Raw genomic sequence first — 15,749 nt, 5'->3', positions numbered from 1 at the left:
TGCAAATATATTCTTTCCGGAATATTTTGGAATAAAAATTGTTAAGGTTGAATTATTAACACTCAAAATATGAAAGTTACACATCTATTTGGTATGGGAGCTATAGCTCTGTCGATTGTTGCCTGTACAACAAACCCTATTACAGGGAGATCATCGTTACAGCTGGCCAACAATTCTGAAATTTTAACAATGTCTGCACAGGAATATAAAACGACATTGTCTAAGGGTAAAGTAATTACCGGTACGGCAGATGCAAAAAGAGTGGCAAATGTAGGAAGCAGAATTAAAAATGCTGCAGAAAGATATTACCAGAGTATAGGGCGTTCAGCAGATCTTGCCAGTTATAACTGGGAGTTTAATCTTCTTCAAAGCAGTGAATTGAATGCGTGGTGTATGCCCGGAGGTAAAGTAGCTGTATATACAGGAATTCTCCCTATTACAAAAGATGATAACGGACTTGCTGTGGTATTGGGGCATGAAGTTTCCCATGCTTTGGCAGGGCATGGAAATGAACGTATTTCTCAGGCTATGGTTGCCCAATATGGAGGTGCTATCCTTGGAGGAACAATTTCAAATGCACAATGGGCAGGAGTTTTCCAAAAGGTTTATCCTATCGGTTCTCAGGTAGCTTTATTAAAATACGGAAGAAATCAGGAATCAGAAGCTGATGAAATGGGGCTTTATCTGATGTCTATGGCAGGATATGATCCTAGAGCAGCTATCCCATTCTGGAACAGAATGGAAGGCGCTTCTTCAGGAAGCAGACAACCGGAATTCCTTTCTACTCACCCGAATCCCGAAACCAGAATTTCAGATATTAATAAGGACCTTCCAAAAGCTTTAGAATATTATAAGGCAGCAGGAGGGAAAATATAATAATATAGAATTTTTAATCTTGAGTAAAGCCTTATTAAATTTTTAGTAAATTTGGTAAGGCTTTTTAATGTAATCACCTAAACACAATATTATGAAGAGTTTATCAATTACCGGACTTATCCTTTTAGCGGTTTCCGCTTTACTCTTTTATCTTACCACAGATTTTGCGGTCGAACAGATTAAAATTTCTCATGTTATGGGAATGATGGCAGGAGTGGGAATAGGCTTAATCATTGGCGGAATGGTAGGATATGTAAGTAAAGGAAGCGCGATGAAGGCAGAGCAGAAGAAAAAAGAATTCAAACAGCTGCAAAAAGAAAAAGAAGAACTGGAAAAACAAGCTGCTGAAATTGCAAAACGCCAGGCAGAAATTGAAAATCAAAATAAGAGTCCTCAAATTTAAATTTGAGGACTCTTTTGTATAGTGTTATTTTCGATAGTAGCTTAAAACTTATATCCCAGTCCTAGCATAAATAAGTTAGGTCTGTTGTCATACCTGATTTCCGATCCGGAAACTCTGTTGATGAAATTTCTTTCATCTTTGCTGAAAGCCCCTTCATAACGTGCATTTACAATAAGTTTCTTGATTTCAAGCTGTGCTCCAAACTGATAACCTACTGTAAAATCGTTTTTGGCATTTTCTTTAAAATCATTATAAGTATTGTCTTTGTTTAAATTAAAACTTCCGACAGGACCTACAAATACACCCAGCATATTTCCTAAAATATTATAGCCTAAAAGAACCGGAACATCAATACGATTACTTTTTACATCAAAAGTAGTATTCTCCGTAGTGAACTCATTTTTGAAGTGGGTATAATAAATTTCAGGCATTACAAACAAAGAGGTAGGCAATCCTACTTTTAGCGAAAGCCCCACATTGAAACCTACGTTATTTTTTCCTGTTCCCGAAATAGCATCATTCACGGTTCCTTTAATATTGGACCATGAAGGAGAGCCTGTAGGGAATATTAAATTGGCTTTACCTGCCAGTGAGATCTGTGCAGAAGCCCACATTGAAAACCCTATTAACGCTATACTAAGTACCTTTTTCATTATCGTCTATTTTTGTAATTGTATTTTCAATTGTTTTATTATTCTCAAGCAGATATTCTCGCAGTTCTTTGAAGAGTTCTGAAGAATAAACGAAGTCAATCAGGTTTTTATTGCCTGCAGTAATCAGGATGTCCTTGTTTCCTTCCCATTCTTTTACTCCTAATCTCAGGTATAAAATTTTCTCGCCGATCGTCATTACAGAGTTCATATCATGGGTATTAATGATCGTTGTTGTATTGTATTCCTTGGTGATTTCGTAGAGAAGATCATCAATTATTTTAGAGGTATACGGATCCAGCCCGGAGTTGGGTTCATCACAGAATAAATACTTTGGGTTGTTTACAATAGCTCTGGCAATTGCAACCCTTTTCTGCATTCCTCCTGAAATTTCAGACGGATATTTTTTATCAGCCTTATCAAGATGTACTCTGCCTATAACTTCAAAAACTCTTTTCTTTTTCTCTTTGTAGGTAAGGTTGGTAAACATATCCAGTGGAAACATAATATTTTCTTCCACTGTTAAAGAGTCGAACAAAGCACTTCCCTGGAATACCGTCCCGATTTCTGAACGGAGATGTTGTTTTTCATCCCGGGTCATGGTATTGATATCCTTTCCATCGAATAAAATTTCTCCGGAAGAAGGCATATAAACATTCAGTAAACTTTTAAGAAATACTGTTTTTCCGGATCCACTCTGCCCAATGATCAGGTTTACTTTTCCTTTATCAAATGAAGTTGAAATTCCCTTAAGTACTTCAACATCGCCAAAACTTTTCTTAAGATCTTTTACCTCAATCATCAGCTTAATATTAATTGGGTTAAAATTAATTCCGAAATGATAATGAATACCATTGTCCAAACTACGGCCTGCGTACTGGCTCTACCTACTTCCAGCGATCCGCCTTTCACATTGTATCCGAAATAGGAAGGAACTGTGGCAATAATAAAGGCAAAAACGGTAGTTTTTATAAAAGCATAATAGATAAACAGATTGGGCATATACATCTGAATTCCGATAATATAGTCATTTTCTGTCCAGTTTCCCGTCAGAATTCCGGCAATATAACCACCGCCAATACCAAATACAATACTAATGGCAATCAGAAGAGGGTTAAAAAGCATACAGGCAATTATTTTAGGAAAAATCAGAAAATTAGGAGAATTAACGCCCATGATATCCAACGCATCAATCTGTTCGGAAACCCGCATTGTTCCAATACTGGATGCGATGTAAGACCCTACTTTCCCGGCCAGAATCAAACTGATAATCGTCGGCGCAAACTCCAAAACGAGAACTGCTTTTGTTGCATACCCTACAAACGATGGTGGAATGGGAAAGGAAGAAGCATCAAAGTTATTGAACATCTGAATGGCCACAACCGCCCCTACGAATATAGAAGTGAAGACCACGAGTCCAAAAGAATTGACTCCCAAATCATTAATTTCTCTCATGAACAGCTTCCAGAATACCTTCATTTTCTGAGGTTTCTGTAAGGATTTACCCAGAAGGATCATATATTCTCCTACCGCTGTAAAAAACTTTTTTAACATACCGCTAAATTAGACTTTTTTATTTAATTAGGCTAAGGTTGAAGGTAAGACTGAGGCTTAGTTGAGTGTTAAAATTATCTCAATGATTACTGTGTATGCTATTTATTTTGCATTTTTATCACCGCCGATAACCAGTAGAACTGTTTTTAAAATCACCACAAGGTCCAATACAAAACTCCAGTTTTTTACATAAAAGGCATCTGCCAGAGCTCTTTTTTTCATTTCTACTTCCACATCACCGAAATCACCACGCAATCCGCTTACCTGCGAAAGACCTGTAATTCCCGGACTTACCATACTTCTTAAACTATATCTCCCTATTTTTGGTTTATAATAATTATCAACAGCCAGCATATGCGGGCGTGGCCCTACAACAGACATTTCTCCTTTTAAAACATTCATGAACTGAGGAAGTTCATCCATACTCGTTTTTCTTAAAAATTTACCAATTCTGGTAATTCTTGTATCATTTTCACGGGTAGTACTGGTGGTAGACTCATCATTCACTACCATCGTTCTAAATTTAATACAATTAAAGACTTCTTCATGAAAACCATATCTTTCCTGTAAAAAGAAAACCGGACCTTTGGAAGTTGTCTTGATTAAAATAGCAATCAGTGGAAATGCCCATGAGCAAACAAAGACCAGTATCATAACAGAGAAGATGATATCAAATGTTCTTTTTACCAGAAAATTAGAATAATAATCTAAAGGATACCTGGCCTGATTAAGAACCGGCTGTGTCTGAATATACCCCAGATCATAAAGGAAAAAATCACTCTGTGTAATGCTGGGTATCAATGAAATATGAACTTTGTTGTACTCCGCCAGTTTGAATATTTTTGATTCCATATCCTCATTAAAGGAATTTTCAGTGGATAAAAACAAAGTATGAATTCCGTTTTTCTTCCAAAAATCAACCAGATCGTATGCATTGATGTCCTCTTTTTTGTATTCAAATACTCTGTATCCATAGTCTTTACGGTCTTGAAATATGTTTTTTAAGATGTCTGTAGAATTGCTGTTTCCCAAAAACATAACATTTCTGTGATTGATTCCCAGTGATCGTAAATATTTGATAGAGAAATAAATAAGAGATTTTGTCAGGAAAATAAATATCAGTAAATAGAACGAAAGCCAGTAAATATCCGAATTGAAAAAAACATTTTTACTTACTTTTCCAATAAGCAGAACACCCAGTATAAAAAATAGAAAATGGATAAAAAGACGTTCGAGAAACAAGGTATAGGTCAGGTTTCTCGGGATATTATAAATTTTTGTCCTACCACTTAGAAGTACCCAGAACAAAAACAACAAAATCAGAGAGAAAATATTCTGATACCACGTTTCCTCATGATATTTTAAACTTTCGTTTCTGCTTATAAAAAAAAATATGAAGATAGATGCAATAACCATGAGGTCAAGCAAAATAATGATCGATTTCAGGTATCTAGAGTATCGAATTCTCTGCATCTATCGGTATTATATCAGATACTGCTAATGTACGTATTTTTATGGGATATTCAGATATTTGTGAGTCTGAACTGAAGCCTGCCATTCCGGATGTTCAAGAATAAAATCTGTAATCTTAGGATACATGTCATCTCTCTTACTCCATTCACTCTGAAGATAAAGTTTACAGCTTTCAGAAACTTTGGCAGCCTGTTCTTCAGCAAATGTAAAGTCATGATTGTTGAAAACAATGACCTTCAGCTCATTAGCCTTTTGATAAATTTCCTCTTTAGGCAGTCCTGTTTTCTTTGGTGAAAGAGTAATCCAGTCCAGATGCCCGCTCATCGGGTATGCTCCGGATGTTTCAATATGGATTGTACATCCTAATTCTTTCAGTTTTGAAGTCAGTATTTCCAGATTCCACATCAAAGGTTCTCCTCCTGTAAGAACAATGGTTTTACAATGCCTGGCTGCTGTTTCAGCAATTTCCGTAGCATCCATTAAAGGATGTAAATCCGGATCCCAGCTCTCCTTTACATCACACCAGTGACATCCGACGTCACAACCTCCTAATCTGATGAAATAGGCTGCTTTTCCGGTGTGTGCTCCTTCTCCCTGTAAAGTGTAAAAATGCTCCATCACAGGGAGCATTTTACCTTCTTTTAATAAAATATCTTGTTCTTTATTCATTTTAAAATTAGTCGTTATAGACCGAAGTTTTATAAGCAATGATAGTGTTTTTCATCAGCATCGCTCTTGTCATAGGACCTACTCCGCCCGGAACCGGTGTGATCCAGCCTGCTTTGGCAGCACAACTGTCAAAATCTACATCACCCGCCAGATAATATCCCTTTGGAGAGTCGTCATCTACTCTTGTAATACCTACATCAACGATTACAGCTCCGTCTTTGATCATTTCTCCCTTTAAGAAGTGAGGATCTCCCAATGCTGTAATAACGATGTCTGCTTTCTTGGTATATTCTTCGATATCTTTAGTATATGAGTGGGTAAGGGTTACGGTAGAGTTTCCCGGGAAATCTTTTCTTCCCATCAGAATACTCATCGGCCTACCTACAATTTTACTTCTTCCGATGATTACACAGTCTTTCCCCTTTGTTTCAATATTATATCTTTCCAGTAATGTTAAGATACCGAAAGGAGTTGCCGGTAAGAAAGTATCCATTTCCAATGCCATTTTTCCGAAGTTTTCAGGGTGGAATCCATCCACATCTTTTCTCGGGTCAATAGCATTAATGATTTTTTCCTGATCAATCTGGTCCGGTAAGGGTAACTGAACGATAAATCCGTCAACTGCTTTTGATTTATTTAATTCGTCAATTTTTTCCAATAATTCAGACTCAGAAACTGTACTCGGGAATTTAATCAAGCTGGATTGAAATCCTACTTCTTCGCAGTCTTTCACTTTTGCATTTACATAAGCTTTGCTTGCACCGTTGTTTCCCACAAGAATTGCTACCAAATGCGGAGCCCTTCTTTTTCCTGCAAGGATTTTTTCCACTTCAGCCTTGATCTCTGCTTTAATTTCTTTGGATACTTTAAGTCCGTCAAGAATTTCTGCCATTTTTACTTTTTTTACTTTTATTTAGATTTTATTGAATACAACGATATCCTGAAATTCATCAGCGCCTTCTTTTTCAACATCATTTCTCCAGAATCCCTCTTGTACGGTGGTTACTTTCAGACCTGCATCATGAGCCATTTGGCTTAACAACGGGATGCTTACCGCAATATTGGCAGCCGTTACCTTGTCATCCATTAATTTATAGCCTTCAAACTGGTAAGGGAAAGCCATACTGCCGCCTTCAGTTTTAGAATCATCGTATAAGAAGAAGGTAGACAGGCATTGCCCGTCACTTTTTAAAACCCTGCTGATCTCCTGCAGATATCTTTTGATTTCAGGAATCTGCATATGAGTAAATACTGAAAACAGGAAGACTTTATCAAATACCGCATTTTCATAAGGAAATGTAAAATGATCAGCTTTCTGGCTGAAAGTATTGTACAAATCGTTATAAATCGGCGTAAACTTAAAATTGAAATTAGGATATTTCTGATGTATATTTTTATTACACCACATAATTCCTTTTTCTACCGCATCAAAACCGTCATAACTTCCTTTGTCAATAAGTCCGGTTAATGCTACGGCAGTTCTTCCGATACCACATCCTACATCCAATACATGATGAGTATTGTTTAAGCCTATATACTTTTGCAAGACATTCATCTGCCGGATTCCGTGAGGAAGAAAATCACTGCTTCCTACATAAATATCCCCTTTTTTAGGCTCGTTTTTAGATCTTTTTCCGGTAATTCCTTCATAAAGATCTATTGGGAAATAATAGATTTTTCTCCCCAAAAGTCTCAGTTCAGGAGGTAATTTATAATAATATGATCGTAATGCAGACATCTGCTATCTGTTTCCTTTATAGTAGTTAATTAATCCGTTAGTAGAGCTGTCGTGTGAGCTGATAGCCTCATTGTTTTCAAGCTCAGGAAGGATTTTATTGGCCAGTACTTTTCCTAATTCCACTCCGAACTGGTCAAAACTGAAGATATTCCAGATCACTCCCTGAACGAAAATTTTATGCTCATACAGAGCGATTAATTGTCCTAATGAAAAAGGAGTTAATTCTTTGAATAATATAGAGTTGGTAGGCGTATTTCCATGGAAGACCTTAAAGTTTAATAAACGATCAATTTCTTCATCAGATTTTCCTGCGTTTCGAAGCTCTTCTTCCACTTCTTCTTCAGTTTTTCCAAAAGCAAGGGCTTCTGTCTGAGAAAAGAAGTTGGCTAATAATTTATCCTGATGGTCTGAAACTACATTAGCGCTTTTTGCATAGGCAATAAAATCTGCAGGAATCAATTCCGTACCCTGGTGAATCAGCTGGTAAAATGCGTGCTGTCCATTTGTTCCGGGTTCCCCCCAGATAATGGGTCCTGTTTCATATTCCACAAACTCACCGCTTCTGTCCACACATTTTCCGTTACTTTCCATATCTCCCTGCTGAAGATAGGCTGCAAACCTGTCCAGATATTGAGAATATGGAAGGATGGCATAGGTGGTTGCTGCATAGAAATTGCGATACCATATTCCTAAAAGCCCCATTAAAACAGGAATGTTTTCAGAAAAATCGGCAGTCTGGAAATGCTGATCGGTGTCAAAAGCACCTCTAAGAAGCTGTTCAAAGTTTTCATATCCTACAGATAGAACAATACTTAACCCTATGGCACTCCAAAGGGAATATCTTCCGCCTACCCAGTCCCAGAATTCAAAAATATTTTCTTCTGCGATTCCGAATTTTTTAACTTCTTCAATATTGGTAGATAAAGCCACAAAATGTTTGGCAACATCTTCCTGATTGCCTGCTTTCAGGAACCAGTCTTTCGCCGAGTTGGCATTGGTCATGGTTTCCTGAGTGGTAAACGTTTTGGAAGCAATGATAAATAATGTAGTCTCAGGATTTAGATTTTTAACAACTTCTGCAATATGATTACCATCCACATTGGATACAAAATGCACGTCTAATCTTGTCTTGAAATGTTTCAGAGCCGAACATACCATTACAGGTCCCAGATCAGAACCTCCGATTCCGATGTTAACCACATCCGTAATCTCTTTTTCGCTGAAGCCTTTGTGTTCCCCTGATATAATTTTTTCGGAAAAAGCCTTCATATGATCAAGAACTCTTTTGATCTGCGGTTTGATGTTTTCACCATCCACAAGAATTTCCCGATCTGAAAAATCTCTTAATGCCGTATGTAATACTGCTCTTCCTTCCGTTTCATTGATTTTGTCGCCTGAGAACATTTTAGAGATTGCATCTTTCAACTGGCATTCTTCAGCCAGATGTAAAAGAAGTTCTTTTGTTCTTGAATCAATCAGGTTTTTAGAATAGTCAAAAAGGTAATTGTCCTTTTGTAGAGAAAATTCTGCAAAACGGGTAGGATTATAGTGGAAAAGACTTCTCAGATCAAAGTCGTTTCCTCCGAAGTGTTCATCAAGAGCTTTCCAGCTGTCAGTGTGTATAGGATTTATTTTTGATAACATATTTTTGAGGATTTATAGTGTTCAGAGAATAATTTTTGGGATCAATACTATTTTTAATCCATAATACTTTATTTCTGATCTGCAAATTTAAGGAAAAATAAAACCTCAATTAAATTTGAACGTGATAAATAACAATTTTTTAAACACTCAACCTCAGAAATCATCTGAAGTTGAGTGTTTAAGGAACAAAAGGTTTTTTTGAACTTTATTCATCTATTTCATTCAGAATGCTTTCCAGTTGTTTAGCATGTCGTCCATAGATGTATTTTGTATATAAAACGATAGCCGCTACATACACCAGAGTGGTGATTAGTACCAATATCGTTAAATACTGATGATAGATGCTGGTAAGGTCAAGTAAAGAACTTCCTTTTTTCTCAAGCGTATAATAGGCCTGTAGACCTATGGTAAGCAAAATATGAGGTAATAATAAAAACCCGAATGACTGATACCGTTCCATATTCAGACGGAGCTCATGATAGATTCTCCAGAGACTGTTCTTGGTATTTCCGGTATAGAATTCGGTTTGTTTATAAAATTTATAAAATCCAAATAAATAATAGGAAGAGATAACCACCAATATGACATAGGAGGTGTAATATAGGGGATATACCGATGGGCTAAATTTGAACATAAACGGAAAGAATCCAATCATAATGATAGAAATCACCTGCAGCGGAAATTCTTTTTTCATAGTCTTTTGTATTTTTTCAACAGGGTGTTTACTTTCTTTTAGTTGCTGTATATTGTCAGGAATATTGATGTTATTGTCTTCATTATTCCACTGTTCTTTTAATTGATCAAAATTCATAACCTGATTTTTTTATGATTTGCTGTATTTTTTCTTTGGTTCTGTTAAGTTTTACTCTGGCATTTCCTTCGCTTAAGCCAAGGTTGCTCCCGATATCTTTATGTGACATTCCTTCCATGAAATAAAATATAACTGCTTTTTCCAGGACATGAAGTTCCTGTACTGCCTTATAAAAGATTTCCAGTTGCTTATCCTTTGCCGGGTTATAATCTTCATGTGGTACTTCAAAATGAAGTGGTGCCTCTGAGTGATAATGAACTCTCTGCTTTTCCTTTTTTAAAAATGTAATGGCGGTATTTATGGCGACACGATACATCCAGGTGGAAAATTCGCTGTTTCCTTTGAAATTCTGATAAGATTTCCATAGCTGGATAAGGATTTCCTGCTGGAGATCTTCACGGTCTTCTGCAGAATCAGCATACATACGGGAAGCTTTGTATATAATGCCTTTATGCTGGTTGATGAGCTTTAAAAAAGCAGTTTCAGTAGAGCTACTCACAATAGTTTCATGGTTTATTTATGGTTATAGGCCGGAAATGGGTTTTACCGTATATCCCTTTGACTGTAAAAGTGGAATGATACCATTGTCACCCATCAGATGAGAACCTCCGACAGCGAAAAATGAACTTTCTTTTTTCATTATTTCAGGCATTGCTTTTACCCAGTTTATATTTCTGTCTGTAAGCATTGCTTTTTCCTGTTGAGCATTCATAAACTTTTCATTCTTAAAAAGAGTATATAATGATTGTGTGTCCTCATTTTTGAAAGCTTTAATCATTTTTCTGAAAAGTATTTCGTAATCTTTGCCTGATTTTAATTGTGTTATAATGGTTTTAAGGTCATAAGCCTTGTTGATGGCTGTCATCTGATCTCCGACTTTTTCCAGACCTCTGATTTTCTTTTTTTCTGCTACCGCTTTTTGGAGAAGTTCCATTTCATACATCTTCATTTCGGCCTGAGGACAAGGTACGGCTTTCAGTGCAAGGAGAGCATAAAGTCCCTGAGTACTTAATTGGTCTGCATTTTTCAGATTCGTACCATAATCAGCAAGAATTTGATCAAGTTCTTTGGCTTCATCGGGAGAAAGCCGGGCAGAAATTCTTTTATCTGTCTGATACATTTTCTGTAAGGCAGCTATTTCAGAAGGATCTGTATAGTTGATTTCCATAACGAAATTTTCCGATTGTTCGAGAGCTTTCAGTACTTTCGGTTTTATTTCAAAGTCTTTACTGCATAAGATATGAAAAGTTCCGGTAATATAGGATGGTTTTGAAAGTCCGTTTCCGGAAACCTCCCATAAGAGGCTTTGATAGGTTGCTTTGTTTTTGTTTTGAGCGGGTATAGCTATGGATGTGAATGATAATAACACTGCAAATCCCAATTGTAATAAGTTTTTCATCGTATTATTTTTTATGATTTAATATTCTTTACACAGTAGGTAAGGGCAGCATAATAATCGTTACAGTTTTTTTTAAAAAATAAAACCTCCTGAGAAACAGGAGGCTGTAAAATCTAAAATTATGATGATAACCGGCTGGTTAGGATAGTTTTTATTCCGGGATTTTGGATTGTATTTTTGATTTTTTTCTTTTTCTGATGAAGTAAATCACTCCGCCTGCAATGAATAAAAGTGGCCAGATATTGATAAGGGCTACAATAATTCTCTGAATAAGGTAGAATCCGTATACGAAACCGTCTTTTACATTATATATAAAATTGTATTTGTATTTATTATCAGTGCTGTTGGTATTGGTAACAGGTATTTCTGCAATACGGAGTCTGGGTTCTTTGATATAAATGTCAATGCTGCTGTATTTCAGATTATCTGTAGTGTCCATATTGTACATTTTCTGAAGATTGCTTTCAGCCATATTATCATCATCCAGCTTTACTTTTTCTTTGTTTGTTTTAAGTTGGCTGATGTTTTCGGATGTTTTTTTATTTCTCTTTCCTTCCAGTTCCGCATATTTGATACTTGAAGTGATATCTTCCGCATTAACGGATCTTGAGTTGAGAAAGACTTTGTTTTTATTGATCAGTTCCAGAAAGTTTCCTAATTTTTCAGTAGGGATACGCACTTTCATGGTATTCTCCGACTGATATTTTTTTACAAGTACCGCTTCTTCATTCGAAGTGTCATAGGTATTTTCAGAAATGACATTACTTTTCATATTGCTGTTGGTGACGAATCCTCCGAGATCCTGAGCGGATTTTTCAATGGAGACTGTTGCTTCATAGACATCTTTCACTTCCATATTGATATCAGCAGTTTTGATAAACTGTTTATCCTTTACTTTCATTGTGGCAACCGATGAAATACTGTCGGATGTTATAAGGGATGTGGAATCTGCAGAAGCATATGATTCAAGTTCACTCGCGGATACTTCTCCTTTTTTACATGAATAAATTCCTAATAACAGAACTGCTGATAATGATAATTGTAAGTAAGTGGTTTTCATAGTATGGGTTTTATGGGTTTGCTTAGGTCAAAGTTCAGGCAGGATTTTTTGTAATGCTTGAAAAACTGAAGTAAAAGAATTGTAAAGAAATTTTTACGGTGCAAATATTTGAAAACGAGTATTTTGTAAAATTGTTCTATAGGTCTTAACTTATTTTCGGAGTAATTTTTGCTTATCTTTTTACAAACCAAAATCATAAAAATCATTATGTCAAATACTTTTTCCAAAATCAGAAACGCCATAGGGCTGTTCACTTCCATAGATTTTGAACAGTTGAGTACTATTTCTAAAAAAGTAGATCTGCCCAGACTGATGCATAATTTTTCAAAATTAGACGATAAGCAGCTTGCCGGCCTGATGAAAATGCTGGATCCGGATAAGAAAAAGAAAGAGCTTCCCCCTATTGATGGTGATTTTTATGATATCTACCATACACTATCTCCGGAGCAGAGAGAAATTCAGCTTAAAGTGAGAGATTTTATGGAAAAAGAAGTGAAACCGCTGGTGAATCATTACTGGTTAAGAGATGAATTTCCTTTTGAACTGATTCCTAAATTTCAAAAACTTAATATCTGCGGGGTAACCTATGAAGGTTATGGATGTCCGGGAATGCCTTTTCTGATGGAAGGGGTCATCGCTATGGAAATGGCAAGAATAGATGCTTCCATTGCTACTTTTTTCGGCGTTCAGTCCGGGCTGGCCATGGGTTCTATTTATATCTGCGGTTCGGAAGAACAGAAACAGAAATGGCTGCCTCAGATGCAGAAATTTGAGAAAATAGGAGCCTTTGGTCTTACAGAACCCGAGGTGGGATCCGGAGCCGCTGGAGGCCTTACGGTAACCTGTAAGAAAACAGCTGACGGATGGATTCTGAACGGACAGAAAAAATGGATAGGTAATGCAACATTTGCGGACCTGGTGATTATCTGGGCGAGAGATCTGGACAGTGGAGAAGTAAAAGGTTTTATTGTAGAAAAAGATAATCCGGGATTTTCCGTGGAAAAAATAAAAGGTAAAATGGCACTCAGAATCGTTCAGAATGGATTGATTACTTTAAAAGACTGTCTGATTGCTGAAGAAAACCGCCTGCAAAATGCCAATTCATTTAAAGACACCGGAAAAGTGCTTAGAATGACAAGGGCAGGTGTTGCCTGGATGGCTACAGGCTGTGCCAGAGGGGCTTATGAAAGCGCTTTGGATTATACCAGAAAAAGAGAACAGTTTGGAAAACCTATTGCTTCTTTCCAAATGATTCAGGGACATCTGGTTGAAATGTTGTCTAATCTTACTGCAATGCAGACCATGGTTTTCAGACTATCTGAAATGCAGGATGAGGGTATCCTGAAAGATGAACATGCCTCTTTAGCCAAAGTGTTTTGTACCCTGAGAACCAGAGATATCGTATCCAGAGCCAGAGAGGTTATGGGTGGAAACGGGATTTTGCTGGAGTATGATGTGGCAAGATTTGTAGCAGATGCTGAAGCTATTTATTCCTATGAGGGAACAAAAGAAATCAACTCGCTTATCGTGGGAAGATCAATTACAGGATTTAGTGCATTTGTGTAAACAGGAGAGCTGACAGTTGATAACCAACCGTAGGCTATCAACTGTCAGCCATTATTCAAGATCATTAGCTGATTAAACTTTTATATTTTTCTTTGTTATCAAGAATTGCCCAAAGGTTTATTAAAAGGAGCACCACAGCCATTCCTATTCCCATCTGAGAAGGGTCCCGGTAAACATTTTGAAGAAATACACCTGCCATAACAGGAAGAATGACGATAGCGCCTAAAGCTCTGGTTTTCGGAAAAATAAACAGAATTCCGCCCACGATTTCCACGACTCCCACCAAAGGCATCAGCCAGCCTATCTCGGTAAATGCGGCATATATTTTCATTTGCTCATCTGTCATTTTGGGCATAGGAGCGTACTGAAAGAATTTGTTTAAACCTGCATTGATAAAAGTGAGGGCAAACAAAAGACAAAGGATGAATTTTACGATTTTCATAATTGGTAATTTTACATCAAATGTAAGATTAAAATGAATTTAATGTATTTATTTTTGATAAAAATTAAAAATTAATACCGCATCTGTCTTTTATGTTCGTGTTGTCTGAAGTGAGGGTGTGATTTTTTTCAATGCCAGTTATAAAATAAATGCCGGCAGAAGTTTTTTAATCCATTTCCTTCAGGGTAATGTTTTTTGAAATTTTGTAGGTTTTTTTCTTTTTATTGGGTTTTTGTTCTTCCCCAAGCAGCCTTCCCCAAGGTTTTAAATCATCCACTTTTTCACAGATGATTTTGATGATGGCAATAGCCGGAATACATAAAAACATTCCTGCAATTCCCCAAAGGTGCTCACCCAAAAGAATTCCAATGAATGAAAATAAAGCGTTTATTTTTACTTTTGAGCCTACGACAAAAGGGAGGACAATATTTCCATCCACAGCATGTACACCTATATATCCGATAATTACATAGATACATGTGGAAGGTGTTGAAGTGGAAAATGCAATGAAACATGATATCAGTAACGAAATAAAAATTCCGAGGTAAGGGATTACATTTAATAAACCGGTTAATACCGCTAAAAGGATAGCATATTTTACACCTAAAACAGTAAGGAGGATGGAGGTAAGGGATGAGACGATAATCACCTGAAGAAATAACCCAAAAATGTATTTCTTGGTCATGACACGGATTTCGTTTACAGCTTCCTGGACACTGGCTTTATGTCTTTCACTAAAAACAGTAACAATGAAATTATTTAAAACTCTTCTGTAATTTAAAATGAAAATGAAAAACAGGGTGAAGAATATAATAAATCCGAATCCTGTTGAAAATATTCCGAAAGTAAAACCTAAAATTGCACCGGAAGAAGATAGCAGCTTATTCAGTCCCTGATTGATATAATCTACCTGCTCATCCACTTTTACATTAAAGGTTCTGGAAACCCAGTGCTGAAGACTATTGAAGACGGTAGTAAACTGCTCTCTGAGGTGAGGCAGATCTTTACTGAAATCAGATAATTGAGTGGTGAAAAAATAAATCAGTCCGCTTAGAATGGCCAGCATAATAAAAACTGAAGTCATGGTGGAAACCGATCTGGGAAATCTTAGTTTTCTTTCCATAAAAGTAGCTGCCGGTAAAAATAACATTGCCATTAAAAAAGCAAAGAAAAAAGGCGCTAAAATAGTCTGCCCTAATGCCAGAAGATAGCCGACTCCTATGAGAGAAATCACAATGAGGGTAAACTTGACAAGGAAAGGAAGTCTAAGAAAATTCATAATTTAAAATATGCAGTGTAAAAATAAAAATAGGAAAAACCTGCTGAATTGAGAAATTTTTATTTAATCAACATGGTTTTTTATTTTTAACGCAGCAAATTTCATTCCATTGAAATGGCGGATACCACAGGTTTGATGCGGTATAAAGATGATAAAGCAGAAACACGCCTCGGATCATCGTGACG

Annotated in this window: 17 protein-coding genes; 3 read left to right on the top strand and 14 right to left on the bottom strand. The window is 36.5% G+C overall.

Annotated features, from left to right (window positions below; all coding sequences use genetic code 11):
• Window positions 1-69: 69 nt before the first annotated feature.
• Together JO178_RS06465 and JO178_RS06460 are read left to right on the top strand one after the other, a co-directional pair.
• Window positions 70-876 (top strand): M48 family metallopeptidase, encoded by an 807-nt coding sequence (locus JO178_RS06465; RefSeq protein ID WP_291933260.1) that lies wholly within the window; start codon window positions 70-72, stop codon window positions 874-876.
• Between the two features lie 91 nt (window positions 877-967).
• Window positions 968-1,279, top strand: coding sequence for a hypothetical protein (locus tag JO178_RS06460; RefSeq protein WP_291933257.1), 312 nt, complete (start codon window positions 968-970; stop codon window positions 1,277-1,279).
• Between the two features lie 41 nt (window positions 1,280-1,320).
• On the opposite strand, the gene JO178_RS06455 is transcribed toward JO178_RS06460, so the two are convergent.
• The 12 genes from JO178_RS06455 to JO178_RS06400 all read right to left on the bottom strand — a co-directional run bounded on the left by JO178_RS06455 (window position 1,321) and on the right by JO178_RS06400 (window position 12,277).
• Window positions 1,321-1,932 carry an outer membrane beta-barrel protein gene (locus JO178_RS06455; protein WP_291933255.1) on the bottom strand — a complete coding sequence of 204 codons (612 nt, stop codon included), beginning with the start codon at window positions 1,930-1,932 and terminating at the stop codon, window positions 1,321-1,323.
• Window positions 1,916-2,731: an ATP-binding cassette domain-containing protein gene (locus JO178_RS06450; protein WP_291933253.1), complete on the bottom strand. Its 816-nt coding sequence runs from the start codon at window positions 2,729-2,731 to the stop codon at window positions 1,916-1,918. The genes JO178_RS06455 and JO178_RS06450 overlap by 17 nt, the downstream gene beginning before the upstream one ends.
• Entirely contained in the window at window positions 2,731-3,483 is a 753-nt protein-coding gene (locus JO178_RS06445; protein ID WP_291933251.1) for an ABC transporter permease, read from the bottom strand. Before JO178_RS06445 ends, JO178_RS06450 begins: the two co-directional genes overlap by 1 nt.
• A gap of 102 nt (window positions 3,484-3,585) precedes the next feature.
• The gene (locus JO178_RS06440; protein WP_291933249.1) at window positions 3,586-4,956 is read right to left on the bottom strand and encodes an exopolysaccharide biosynthesis polyprenyl glycosylphosphotransferase; all 1,371 of its coding nucleotides are present in this window, start codon (window positions 4,954-4,956) and stop codon (window positions 3,586-3,588) included.
• A 39-nt stretch (window positions 4,957-4,995) separates the two neighbouring features.
• Window positions 4,996-5,625, bottom strand: coding sequence for a 7-carboxy-7-deazaguanine synthase QueE (locus JO178_RS06435; RefSeq protein ID WP_291933247.1), 630 nt, complete (start codon window positions 5,623-5,625; stop codon window positions 4,996-4,998).
• A 7-nt stretch (window positions 5,626-5,632) separates the two neighbouring features.
• The gene (locus JO178_RS06430; RefSeq protein WP_291933245.1) at window positions 5,633-6,517 is read right to left on the bottom strand and encodes a bifunctional 5,10-methylenetetrahydrofolate dehydrogenase/5,10-methenyltetrahydrofolate cyclohydrolase; all 885 of its coding nucleotides are present in this window, start codon (window positions 6,515-6,517) and stop codon (window positions 5,633-5,635) included.
• 21 nt (window positions 6,518-6,538) lie between these two features.
• Window positions 6,539-7,363, bottom strand: coding sequence for a class I SAM-dependent methyltransferase (locus JO178_RS06425; RefSeq protein ID WP_291933243.1), 825 nt, complete (start codon window positions 7,361-7,363; stop codon window positions 6,539-6,541).
• A gap of 3 nt (window positions 7,364-7,366) precedes the next feature.
• Window positions 7,367-9,007 (bottom strand): glucose-6-phosphate isomerase, encoded by a 1,641-nt coding sequence (gene pgi, locus JO178_RS06420; RefSeq protein WP_291933240.1) that lies wholly within the window; start codon window positions 9,005-9,007, stop codon window positions 7,367-7,369.
• Between the two features lie 205 nt (window positions 9,008-9,212).
• Window positions 9,213-9,818 carry a hypothetical protein gene (locus JO178_RS06415; protein ID WP_291933238.1) on the bottom strand — a complete coding sequence of 202 codons (606 nt, stop codon included), beginning with the start codon at window positions 9,816-9,818 and terminating at the stop codon, window positions 9,213-9,215.
• Window positions 9,808-10,317 carry an RNA polymerase sigma factor gene (locus tag JO178_RS06410; protein ID WP_291933236.1) on the bottom strand — a complete coding sequence of 170 codons (510 nt, stop codon included), beginning with the start codon at window positions 10,315-10,317 and terminating at the stop codon, window positions 9,808-9,810. Before JO178_RS06410 ends, JO178_RS06415 begins: the two co-directional genes overlap by 11 nt.
• Window positions 10,318-10,341: 24 nt before the next feature.
• Window positions 10,342-11,217: a TraB/GumN family protein gene (locus JO178_RS06405; protein WP_291933233.1), complete on the bottom strand. Its 876-nt coding sequence runs from the start codon at window positions 11,215-11,217 to the stop codon at window positions 10,342-10,344.
• A gap of 151 nt (window positions 11,218-11,368) precedes the next feature.
• Window positions 11,369-12,277, bottom strand: coding sequence for a DUF4349 domain-containing protein (locus tag JO178_RS06400; RefSeq protein WP_291933232.1), 909 nt, complete (start codon window positions 12,275-12,277; stop codon window positions 11,369-11,371).
• 207 nt (window positions 12,278-12,484) lie between these two features.
• Between JO178_RS06400 and JO178_RS06395 the strand changes: the two genes are divergently transcribed.
• Window positions 12,485-13,843 (top strand): acyl-CoA dehydrogenase family protein, encoded by a 1,359-nt coding sequence (locus JO178_RS06395; RefSeq protein ID WP_291933230.1) that lies wholly within the window; start codon window positions 12,485-12,487, stop codon window positions 13,841-13,843.
• 64 nt (window positions 13,844-13,907) lie between these two features.
• Here the strand turns inward: JO178_RS06395 and JO178_RS06390 are convergent, their stop codons facing one another.
• Together JO178_RS06390 and JO178_RS06385 are read right to left on the bottom strand one after the other, a co-directional pair.
• The gene (locus JO178_RS06390) at window positions 13,908-14,285 is read right to left on the bottom strand and encodes a DoxX family protein (RefSeq protein ID WP_291933227.1); all 378 of its coding nucleotides are present in this window, start codon (window positions 14,283-14,285) and stop codon (window positions 13,908-13,910) included.
• Between the two features lie 166 nt (window positions 14,286-14,451).
• Window positions 14,452-15,564 (bottom strand): AI-2E family transporter, encoded by a 1,113-nt coding sequence (locus JO178_RS06385; protein WP_291933225.1) that lies wholly within the window; start codon window positions 15,562-15,564, stop codon window positions 14,452-14,454.
• Window positions 15,565-15,749 lie beyond the last annotated feature (185 nt).

Source organism: Chryseobacterium sp., assembly GCF_019236175.1.
Classification (GTDB): Bacteria; Bacteroidota; Bacteroidia; order Flavobacteriales; family Weeksellaceae; genus Chryseobacterium.
The sequence above is the reverse complement of the archived record's forward strand: the minus strand, read 5'-3'. Positions and strand labels throughout refer to the sequence as shown.

Coding starts and splice junctions, on each gene's coding strand:
- JO178_RS06465 (WP_291933260.1), top strand. CDS start 70: ATGAAAGTTACACATCTATTTGGTATGGGAGCTATAGCTCTGTCGATT.
- JO178_RS06460 (WP_291933257.1), top strand. CDS start 968: ATGAAGAGTTTATCAATTACCGGACTTATCCTTTTAGCGGTTTCCGCT.
- JO178_RS06455 (WP_291933255.1), bottom strand. CDS start 1,932: ATGAAAAAGGTACTTAGTATAGCGTTAATAGGGTTTTCAATGTGGGCT.
- JO178_RS06450 (WP_291933253.1), bottom strand. CDS start 2,731: ATGATTGAGGTAAAAGATCTTAAGAAAAGTTTTGGCGATGTTGAAGTA.
- JO178_RS06445 (WP_291933251.1), bottom strand. CDS start 3,483: ATGTTAAAAAAGTTTTTTACAGCGGTAGGAGAATATATGATCCTTCTG.
- JO178_RS06440 (WP_291933249.1), bottom strand. CDS start 4,956: ATGCAGAGAATTCGATACTCTAGATACCTGAAATCGATCATTATTTTG.
- JO178_RS06435 (WP_291933247.1), bottom strand. CDS start 5,625: ATGAATAAAGAACAAGATATTTTATTAAAAGAAGGTAAAATGCTCCCT.
- JO178_RS06430 (WP_291933245.1), bottom strand. CDS start 6,517: ATGGCAGAAATTCTTGACGGACTTAAAGTATCCAAAGAAATTAAAGCA.
- JO178_RS06425 (WP_291933243.1), bottom strand. CDS start 7,363: ATGTCTGCATTACGATCATATTATTATAAATTACCTCCTGAACTGAGA.
- pgi (WP_291933240.1), bottom strand. CDS start 9,007: ATGTTATCAAAAATAAATCCTATACACACTGACAGCTGGAAAGCTCTT.
- JO178_RS06415 (WP_291933238.1), bottom strand. CDS start 9,818: ATGAATTTTGATCAATTAAAAGAACAGTGGAATAATGAAGACAATAAC.
- JO178_RS06405 (WP_291933233.1), bottom strand. CDS start 11,217: ATGAAAAACTTATTACAATTGGGATTTGCAGTGTTATTATCATTCACA.
- JO178_RS06400 (WP_291933232.1), bottom strand. CDS start 12,277: ATGAAAACCACTTACTTACAATTATCATTATCAGCAGTTCTGTTATTA.
- JO178_RS06395 (WP_291933230.1), top strand. CDS start 12,485: ATGTCAAATACTTTTTCCAAAATCAGAAACGCCATAGGGCTGTTCACT.
- JO178_RS06390 (WP_291933227.1), bottom strand. CDS start 14,285: ATGAAAATCGTAAAATTCATCCTTTGTCTTTTGTTTGCCCTCACTTTT.
- JO178_RS06385 (WP_291933225.1), bottom strand. CDS start 15,564: ATGAATTTTCTTAGACTTCCTTTCCTTGTCAAGTTTACCCTCATTGTG.